The organism is Streptomyces sp. NPDC042259, assembly GCF_055582085.1.
Map to the genome: position 1 here is coordinate 412,589 of NZ_JBVJDW010000006.1, position 6,005 is coordinate 418,593.

The following is a 6,005-nucleotide window of genomic DNA, read 5'->3' on the forward strand; positions in this document are numbered from 1 at the left end:
GTCGACGAATTTCGGGGATCGGAGCTTCCGCTGTTGTCAGGAGAGGGCTCCGAGGAGTCCGTGGGGTCCGAGGATTCCGAGGAGGCCGAGCTGTGACAGCGCCAGGAGACCGAGGCCGGCGACGTACACAAGCGTATCGGTAACAGGGACAATGGTCTCCCCGAGCGTGTTGGCTCCGCTGAGGAGTGTTGCCAGTAGATCGCTCATCATCGTGTCCCTTCGGTGAACTGCGCCCGGAGAGCGAAGGATTGCAGAGCGGTTACCCGTACGCGTCCCTGTCGCCCCGGCGTCACCCCAAAGAGCGAGCGTGCAAACAAGGGCGTCAGGGAGCAGGCCAACCGCCCTCATTGAGCAGCCCGTGCAGAAGCGGGATAGCGGTGGGATGAACGGGGAGGCACGACGTAGACCAGGCCCTGCTCTGAGCGGGTCGAGCGGAAGGCGTTTGACGGCAAGTCCAGGTCGGGCGCCTTTCGTTGAGCCCCTTGAAGAAGCCGAGTTTCTTCGGCGAGTACGAGACGAGCAAGTGCGCGACCGTAGTGCACGGCCGACGGGGGCGCCGGCTGCTCCAGATTTTCCTGCCATGGGTAGTCGGCGGGGAAGGTCTGCAGCACCCCGGCCTCGGCCGCGGTGATGCGCACCGACTCCGGCACCGGCGCTGCCGCACCGGACCCGCCCGGCGCCGGCTCGGGCACCCACAGGCACTCGTTCGCGCGGTGCCCGAAGAACAAGGTCCCGGCCGGCTCATCCGCGCGCCGCACCAGTCGCGTTGGACTGGCTGTTGCTGCAGCGACCAGGACCAACGTGGCGTTCGACCAGGCTTGGGCGTGCCGGTGCTCGCCAGTGCCGTGTCGTGTCGTCCTGTCGACTCCGAGCCTCGGCGCCGCGGCGGGAGGATGACGTTTGCCTGGGCGGCGTGGTCTTTCCGTGTTCCGCAGTTTCGGGCGTCGGCGAGGGCCTTGCGGGAGCCGGAAGGGAAGGGCTCGGGACCCCCTCCGGGGCCTCCTGCGAGCAGAGGTCCGAGGTGGTTGATGCCCCGACCGGCCGTCGACTTCGAGACGCCGAAACAGCGGAGCGAGCCGCCGCAACGTCAGATTGGTGCGGCAGTAGGCCGTGACCAGCAACACCCGGTCCACCAGAGGCAGTCCATGGCCGGCCTCGGTGGATCACATCTACTCCATCGCGCCGCAGCGTGGTCAGCAGTTTGCCGAAGCAGTGCGGGCTCAGCCCCGCGAGCGGGGTTATTCAGGACGGCTCCGACGCCGTGATCACACTCGCCACATCGTGATCATCACTCAGGCTGGCCCAATGCCGAGGCAATGCCACAGTTACGCTGACCGGGGCAGTCCATAGTGCGCAAGACCGGGAGAAGCCGTGAACCGACCACTGCTGTTCCTTGACGTGGACGGGCCGCTCAACCCTTACGCGGCCAAGCCGGAGAGACGTCCCGACGGCTACACCACACTCAGAGTCCCCCGGAACGACGCCCATCAGGACGACAGAGGCCTCTCGTCCCGACGCCTGCGAGTCTGGCTCAACCCAGAGCATGGACGAATCCTGCTTCAGCTCGGCTTCGAGCTGTGCTGGGCCACCACGTGGATGGACGACGCCAACCGGTGGATCGCACCGGTCCTGGGCCTTCCAGAACTTCCCTTCGTGGACTTCGGCGACGTCCTACTCCGAGAACGCCCTGACGGAGTCCATTGGAAGACCGGGCCGCTGGTGGACTACGCAGGCGGCCGTCCTTTCGCATGGGTGGACGACGAGCAGAGCGAGCTGGATCAGACCTACGTGACCGCCCACCACCCAGGCGCCGGGCTCCTGCACCACGTCAACCCGCGGATCGGCCTACGGGAGAACGACTTCCACGCGCTCGCCGACTTTGCCCGGTCTCTTTCAGAGCACCGTGCGTCGGGTCGCGACCGAGGCGGGCATGGCCGTGCGCTGGGCTTCCCCTGCCGGACGTGGTCCGCAACGTCATGAACAGGGCGATCGGCGAGATCGCCAGTGCCCTCGGCATCCGCCTCGCCGTACGCACCCTCGCCCCCTAGCGCATGTCCGGTGGTTCGAGTGAGCAGGCCTCACCGGACGCCTCCTGGTGACCTTTCTTCACCGCTGGCTGTTGCGGAAGCCGATGATCACCGCGCTCCACCAGCACACCTGGGATATCAGGGCGGTACCCGCGCCCCAGGCCAGGAAGCGGCGCGGCGGCTGTTCGCTGGGCCTCCGGGCGGCCATGCGCCGGTTCAGCAGGCCGGCCTGCAGTCCATTGAGGGAGAGCAGCAGCACCATCACCAGCTTGACGCGGGTGGGGGTCGAGGAGGTGTCCGGGTGCAGCAGCATGCCGCTGCCCACCAGGCCCGTCAGGCCTGCCCAGATCGGCGTGTGCAGCCGGGCCGCACTGTCGAGAGCGTCAGTCAGTGCCATCCGGCCGGTCAGCCACAGCAGGCCGTAGTAGTCGGCGACGAGTACGGCGCCGAAGCCCAGTACCAGTGTCGCCAGGTGCACGAAGAGCGCAGCGGTGTGCAGTGAGGCGTCCGCCTGCAGGTGCCCCGAGACCCAGACCGCGGCGCCCCAGGCCGCGCAGACGGCGAACGCGGCCGCCGTGACGGTCCACCACGAGTCGTACAGCCCCATGGGGCGGGCGCGCCGGCCACCCCTCGCCCAGCCCGGCGCTGACCGTGAGTGGGTGAGGAGGGACACCGACGGGTCGCGGGGCGGGGCGGTGGACACACTTCTCCAATTCGGTAAGGCGAGGCTTACCTCACCACTAGTGAGTGGTCACTATGACTGGCGGAGCCGTTGATCACCACTCGCGATGACTGTTGTGACCACCTCGTTGCCAAGCCGAGACCGGCAAGGATGTGCCGACAGGCCGACCGCGTCGGCAGCTGCTCACGCTCGCAGCGGAAGGCAACCGGTGCGGAACGCCCGGGCCCTCGATGCCGAGGTCGCCGGGCAGACCAACGACGCGATGTCTCATCTCGTCGCGGACCGGACGTACGGTGCGCGACCTGTCGGTCAGGCCCTACACGCTCCGGCGTCTCTGGGCGGCGGGTCTGTCCTCACATGGCGGCTGGCCTGCGGCCGTGCTGGGTGATCTCAACAGGTCGCTGCCCCGCGCAGCTACCTCTGGCATCAATGGGCTTGCTGGCTACTGGCTGGGCTTGCACCGCACCTAAGAAGACCACCAAGCGGGTCGGGGGAGTCTCCCTGATCGACGGCGCCTTATAACGTCACGCCGCCCTGTTCACCCACGACGTGAAATCGGCGCATCTCACCGAAGCCGAGTCCTGACAAAGCTTGTGCTTTGTGGTTGGCGGCTTCGTTGAGGTCAGCAGCGCACGCGGGCGGTGTCGCCGTCGATACGGACGATGCACTCTTTGAAGAGCGCCATGGGTCGGCCTTCGTCTTCGGCAACCAGCGTTAGTCCGAGGCCCATGATGGGCTTGATGGCCTGCGCTGTTCGAGAGCCGTCGGAGTCCGGGCCGTGCAGGGCCGCCCAGCTCTCGAACAGCGCACGGACCCCTTCCCATCCGGGCCCCGGGATGAAGTGGCAGAGGAACGTGGGCTGATCAATTGCGTACTGCCGTAGCTCGCCGATCCGGGTGCCGCCCTGTGTGAGCCACCACGTCCCGTTCACTACTGCTCCCTTCAACCACGGCTTCAAGGCCGCTCCAGCATCCTGCGAACGCCCAGGTGAGCGGCCTAGTTCGAGGCCCGATTCGACTCATCGATACCCTTCGTCCTCATGACACGCACTTGGACCTTGCTGATGCTGCTGGTGCTCTGCGGCTCAGTCCTTGCAACGGGACTGATCGTGAGCGGGACCCCTGGCGTAGCCGCAGCCGTCCTGCTCGTCTTTGTGCTGCTCGCAGGCGTGAACTCGCCCCTGATCTTCCCGAGGTCGACCGGCGCACTGGAGGCACAACGCCGCAGCGCGGTCGACGGTCGGCCGGTCGTCTTCTGGCGACCCGGCTGCAAATACTGCATTCGACTGCGCATCCGGCTGGGCCGCAGCGCCCGCCAGCTGCACTGGGTCGACATCTGGCGCGATCCGGCTGGTGCCGCAGCGGTGAGGGCAGCCAACGACGGCAACGAGACCGTGCCGACCGTCATCCTGGCGGGCCAGCCGCACACCAACCCCGATCCTGCATGGGTGCGCGAGCAACTCTCCCGTTCCACGTGATCGGGCAGCCGAGGTTAAAAGCCAAGCTCAGAAGTTGTTTCTGAAGGCGGGAGTCAGTCAGAGCGGGGCGAGGATCATAAGGACCTCGTCGCGATCGTCGTCTGCGCTGAACCGAAGGGCGCCGGGCCAGCGGCCGATCTCCTTCCATCCGAGCCGCCCGTAGAAGCTCTCCAGCCCAACGCCGCCGCGGGCGGCGAGGTGCAGTTGCTCCAGGCCCATTTCGTCCTTTGCGACTCTGCGTGCCTCCTCCAGGAGGGCCCGTCCGATGCCCAGCCCTCGGAGTGCGGTTCGGGTCTGGACGTGGTGGAGGGTTCCCCAGTGCGCGATGAGCTCGAACCGGTCGCGGCGGACGTTGAGCCAGCCGGCGAGTTCACCGTTCAATGTCGCCGTGAGGATTCGGCTGGTGTCGGGGGCAAGCTGATCGATTATGTGGTCAAGGGCGGGCCTCACCGCGGAGGCGTCGACGGGCGGGAACGGGAAGCCTGCTGCGCCGCCTGCGTTGGTGACCTCGATCCAGCACTCGGTGAGGGCGTTTCGGAGCTTGAGGCTGGCGCCGTCAGGCGAGGTGAGCTGCTGAAAGACAAGGGTGTCGGGAGTCATCCCGGGATCATCGCAGCGACCTCCGACATGGGCGGAGGCGAGTTCGGAGTCCGCGTCTCGCCGGTGGAGTATTCGCGCTGCGGTTACCGTGACCGTTCGCCGAACGGATCCTTCCGGCTCCTCAAGGCTTCACCTTTGCACCGCGGCGAGCAGTACACCGCCGTCGACCGCCGGTCCACACCGGCGATCCACCGGCCGCCGCCCACCGGGCACTGGAGCGACACCCCGACGAGCAGAACACTGCCCCCGGCCGGAGCCCTTCACCGCACACCCGGCAGACCCTCTCCCCGGCCCGCCTCGCATCCTCGGACACGGGCCCAGTGTAGGCCGCTTACCCACCCTCGGGCTGGGGCCGAAAACGCCTACTCAACGCACCCGCTTTGTGAGGACGGATCTGGCGAGAAAGGGAGCTTTGATTCGGCCACACCTTTGCACTCCCTGGAGTTATTCGTATTCGGTATCTAGGCTGCCGCTGGCATGTCCCTACACAACGGAGGGATTTCGGATGCTACGGATCGACAGGCAGGCAATTGTAAGCACCGCCGCCGTGGTCATCCTTTCTTTCACCGCGGTACTTGGCAGTTCCGGCACCGCCTCAGCAGACTGGATGGATGACCACTGCCCTTACGGCAGAGCCTGTATCACTTTCGCGCAGGGCGTCCACGCAAACAAAGTGTGGGTCTTCGACGGCTGTGGATACCACCCCGTCAACGACAAGTTCAAGTGGGCCCAGGCCCACGGCAACCCATTCACGATCTTCTACGGCTCGGACAAAGTGTACGACGTGGTACCCGCTGGGCTGGGCCGCCGTCTGGACGGGCTCAACATCGCCACCTATGTGGAAATCTATTGCTGAATCCCCACGTTTGGACCGCTGGCGGGGCGCGAAGCCCCTACTGGCGACGGGATCCTCGATCCAGGCCCTCGCGCTGGATGATGGCGTCACGCAGCTGCTCGTCTGTCGCCTCGGCGCGGCTGGGCAAGGCCATCCAGTTGTTCAGCTGCTTCTGGACGAAGGGGTCGGCTCGCGCAGCGCGCCCGCCGTTTGACCTTGCTCGGACGAAGGACCGTTTCTGACAGTGACGCGGTGTGCGGCTACGGCTTCGCGTCGGTTCTTGCGGGCTGTGAGTGCGGTTTCTTGACCCTCACGTGACGTCAGGCTGCATAGTCGGTGCCGTGGAAGGTCACTGGACCGTGGGGCGCGTGGCCGGGCTGGCCG

At 66.6% G+C, this 6,005-nt stretch carries 7 protein-coding genes and 2 pseudogenes; 3 read left to right on the plus strand and 6 right to left on the minus strand.

Translation table 11 applies throughout. From position 1 onward, the window contains the following. Positions 1-36: 36 nt before the first annotated feature. The 3 genes and pseudogenes from ACZ6MA_RS19695 to ACZ6MA_RS19705 form a co-directional block, all read right to left on the minus strand. The gene (locus tag ACZ6MA_RS19695; RefSeq protein ID WP_469435169.1) at positions 37-207 is read right to left on the minus strand and encodes a hypothetical protein; all 171 of its coding nucleotides are present in this window, start codon (positions 205-207) and stop codon (positions 37-39) included. Between the two features lie 353 nt (positions 208-560). After that, a pseudogene (locus ACZ6MA_RS19700) lies at positions 561-1,003 on the minus strand (DNA cytosine methyltransferase); the annotation flags it as partial. Next, positions 995-1,242: pseudogene (locus ACZ6MA_RS19705) on the minus strand (helix-turn-helix domain-containing protein); the annotation flags it as partial. The pseudogenes ACZ6MA_RS19700 and ACZ6MA_RS19705, both read right to left, overlap by 9 nt. Positions 1,243-1,371: 129 nt before the next feature. Here ACZ6MA_RS19705 and ACZ6MA_RS19710 point away from each other — a divergent pair. Then, positions 1,372-1,980, plus strand: coding sequence for a hypothetical protein (locus tag ACZ6MA_RS19710; protein ID WP_469435170.1), 609 nt, complete (start codon positions 1,372-1,374; stop codon positions 1,978-1,980). A gap of 126 nt (positions 1,981-2,106) precedes the next feature. Here ACZ6MA_RS19710 and ACZ6MA_RS19715 read toward each other — a convergent pair whose 3' ends face one another. Further along, positions 2,107-2,634 (minus strand): hypothetical protein, encoded by a 528-nt coding sequence (locus ACZ6MA_RS19715; RefSeq protein WP_469435171.1) that lies wholly within the window; start codon positions 2,632-2,634, stop codon positions 2,107-2,109. A gap of 697 nt (positions 2,635-3,331) precedes the next feature. Further along, entirely contained in the window at positions 3,332-3,640 is a 309-nt protein-coding gene (locus ACZ6MA_RS19720; protein WP_469435172.1) for a hypothetical protein, read from the minus strand. Positions 3,641-3,748: 108 nt separating this feature from the next. Here ACZ6MA_RS19720 and ACZ6MA_RS19725 point away from each other — a divergent pair, with 108 nt between their 5' ends. Continuing rightward, a complete protein-coding gene (locus ACZ6MA_RS19725; RefSeq protein ID WP_469435173.1) occupies positions 3,749-4,186 on the plus strand; it encodes a glutaredoxin domain-containing protein in 438 nt (145 codons plus the stop codon). A gap of 57 nt (positions 4,187-4,243) precedes the next feature. On the opposite strand, the gene ACZ6MA_RS19730 is transcribed toward ACZ6MA_RS19725, so the two are convergent. After that, entirely contained in the window at positions 4,244-4,786 is a 543-nt protein-coding gene (locus ACZ6MA_RS19730) for a GNAT family N-acetyltransferase (RefSeq protein WP_469435174.1), read from the minus strand. A gap of 505 nt (positions 4,787-5,291) precedes the next feature. Here ACZ6MA_RS19730 and ACZ6MA_RS19735 point away from each other — a divergent pair. Then, positions 5,292-5,642: a hypothetical protein gene (locus ACZ6MA_RS19735; RefSeq protein ID WP_469435175.1), complete on the plus strand. Its 351-nt coding sequence runs from the start codon at positions 5,292-5,294 to the stop codon at positions 5,640-5,642. The last annotated feature ends 363 nt before the right edge of the window (positions 5,643-6,005 follow it).

Bases quoted from the DNA above. Each gene is read 5' to 3' on its own strand.
- ACZ6MA_RS19695 (WP_469435169.1), bottom strand. From the start codon at position 207: ATGAGCGATCTACTGGCAACACTCCTCAGCGGAGCCAACACGCTCGGG.
- ACZ6MA_RS19715 (WP_469435171.1), bottom strand. From the start codon at position 2,634: ATGGGGCTGTACGACTCGTGGTGGACCGTCACGGCGGCCGCGTTCGCC.
- ACZ6MA_RS19725 (WP_469435173.1), top strand. From the start codon at position 3,749: ATGACACGCACTTGGACCTTGCTGATGCTGCTGGTGCTCTGCGGCTCA.
- ACZ6MA_RS19730 (WP_469435174.1), bottom strand. From the start codon at position 4,786: ATGACTCCCGACACCCTTGTCTTTCAGCAGCTCACCTCGCCTGACGGC.
- ACZ6MA_RS19735 (WP_469435175.1), top strand. From the start codon at position 5,292: ATGCTACGGATCGACAGGCAGGCAATTGTAAGCACCGCCGCCGTGGTC.